This window comes from Mesorhizobium sp. M5C.F.Ca.IN.020.29.1.1 (assembly GCF_003997375.1).
GTDB classification, from domain to species: domain Bacteria; phylum Pseudomonadota; class Alphaproteobacteria; order Rhizobiales; family Rhizobiaceae; genus Mesorhizobium; species Mesorhizobium wenxiniae.
This window is the reverse complement of record NZ_RZSW01000734.1, coordinates 1-2,400: the sequence shown is the minus strand read 5'-3', so window position 1 is coordinate 2,400 and position 2,400 is coordinate 1. Positions and strand designations below refer to the sequence as shown.

The 2,400-nt window shown below is 64.3% G+C and carries 2 protein-coding genes; one reads left to right on the top strand and one right to left on the bottom strand.

Features of this window, described 5'->3' with window-relative positions; translation table 11 throughout:
• On the top strand, window positions 1–1,628 hold a 1,628-nt coding region (locus tag EOA85_RS32845), incomplete at its 5' end, for an ABC transporter ATP-binding protein/permease (RefSeq protein WP_164760044.1).
• 3 nt (window positions 1,629–1,631) lie between these two features.
• Here the strand turns inward: EOA85_RS32845 and EOA85_RS32840 are convergent.
• On the bottom strand, window positions 1,632–2,400 hold a 769-nt coding region (locus EOA85_RS32840), incomplete at its 5' end, for an SMP-30/gluconolactonase/LRE family protein (RefSeq protein ID WP_127212485.1).

The following is a 2,400-nucleotide window of genomic DNA, read 5'->3' as shown; positions in this document are numbered from 1 at the left end:
CCTACAATGTCGTGCGGCTGGTGCAGCTCGGTTTCAACCAGCTGCGCGACGCGCTGTTTGCCCGCGTCGGACAATATGCGGTGCGCCAGCTCGCCTTCCGCACTTTCATCCACATGCATCGACTGTCGCTGCGCTTCCATCTCGAGCGCCGCACTGGCGGCCTGTCGCGCATCATCGAGCGCGGAACCAAGGGCATCGAGACGATCGTCCGCTTCACCGTGCTCAACACCTTGCCGACTATCCTCGAATTCGCGCTGACGGCCGGCATCTTCGCCGTCACCTATGGCTGGAAATACGTCGCTGTGGTGGCGGTGACGGTCTGGCTCTACATCTGGTTCACCATCAGGGCGAGCGACTGGCGTATCGTCATTCGCCGCGACATGAACGACAGCGACACCGACGCCAGCACCAAGGCGATCGACTCGCTGCTCAATTTCGAGACGGTCAAATATTTCAACAACGAGAGCATGGAAGCCGAGCGCTTCGACCGTTCGATGGCGCGCTACGAGACCGCCGCCACCAGGATATGGACCTCACTCGGCTGGCTGAACTTCGGCCAGGGCGTCATCTTCGGTCTCGGCACGGTTATCGTCATGTGCCTTTCGGCGCTGGAGGTGCAGGCTGGTACGCAGACGGTTGGCGACTTCGTCTTCATCAACGCCATGTTAATCCAGCTTTCCGTGCCACTCAACTTCATCGGCTTCATCTATCGCGAAATCCGCCAGGGTCTGACCGACATCGAGCAGATGTTCGATCTGCTCGATGTGCCGCAGGAGATCGTCGACAAGCCGGGTGCCAGGCCGCTGGTCGTCGGCGCCGGCAAGGTCGAGTTCCGCGACGTGCAGTTTTCCTACGATCCCAACCGCAAGATCCTGAAAGGCATCAGCTTCGAGGTGCCGGCCGGCAAGACGGTTGCCATTGTCGGGCCGTCGGGTGCCGGCAAGTCGACCATTTCGCGGCTCCTGTTTCGCTTTTACGACATCCAGGGCGGCAAGATTCTGATCGATGGCCAGGACATTCGCGACGTGACGCAGGAGAGCCTGCGCGCGGCGATCGGCATGGTGCCGCAGGACACCGTGCTGTTCAACGACACCATCGCCTACAACATCCGCTACGGCCGCGTCGATGCCAGCGAGGAGGATGTGCACAAGGCGGCAGAACTCGCTCAGATCGGGCCATTCATCGAGCGGCTGCCCGACGGTTACCGTTCGATGGTCGGAGAGCGCGGGCTGAAACTGTCGGGCGGTGAGAAGCAGCGCGTGGCGATCGCCCGCACCATTTTGAAGGCGCCGCCGATCCTGATGCTCGACGAGGCGACCTCGGCTCTCGACAGCCATACCGAACAGGAGATCCAGGCGGCGCTCGACCTCGTCAGTAAGGGCCGCACGACCATCGTCATCGCCCACCGGCTGTCGACGGTGATTTCGGCCGACGAGATCATCGTGCTGCAGGACGGCCAGATCGCCGAGCGTGGCACGCATGCCGCCTTGATGCGCAAGGCCGGTCTGTACGCGTCGATGTGGGACCGCCAGCGTGAGGCAACCGAGGCCGAGGAGCGGCTGCGCATTGCTCGCGAGCGCGACGAGTTCGGCGTCGTTGTCCGCCGCCGCCCCTCCGAGGTGTCGTAGCCCTTATGGCCAGCCGGCGCCCGGCGCGGAAGCCTCGATGCTGAGCACCTGGCCGGTGCGGGCATCGCTGATCATGTGTTCGAAGCCGCGCCATTCGGCGGCGACGATGAACAGTGTCTTGCCGTCGGCACCGCCGAGCATGCAGGCAAAGCAGCCGCGATCGGCATCGACGCTGTCGAGCATTGCGCCGCCTTCGCGCACGCGCACGCAGTGCCGGTTGGGGACGTCGGCATACCAGACCGCGCCCTCGGCATCGAGGCAGATGCCGTCGGGAAAGCCGTTGCCGAGGTCGGCCCATCGCCGCCGGTTGGCGAGGCTGCCATCGGCGGCGATGTCGAAGGCGGTTAGCCTGTTGGCGTGCGATTCAGCGACGATCAATGTTTTGTTGTCAGGCGTCACCGCCATCCCATTGGCGAAGGCGATCTTGTCCGCCACCTGCCGCACCGACCCGTCCGGCGCAATGAGCACGATGGTGCCGGGGCCGAAATGCTGGCCAGCAGCCGGCGCCGGTCCGCCGCCATTGACGTAGATGTTGCCGCGCCCGTCGACGACGATCTCGTTCCAAGGGCTCGTTGAAAGACCTCGCAGATCGGCGTGGGTGGCCAGCGTACCGTCTGGTTCTTGCCGCAGCACCAGCCCATCACGCCCGCTGACGACGACCAGGCGGCCGTCCGGCAGCCAGTCGATCGAATAGGGCAGGGTGGCCGGCACGGTGAGCATGACTTGACTGTTGCCCTCGGCATCGACGGCGACGATCTGGCCGGTCCCCCAG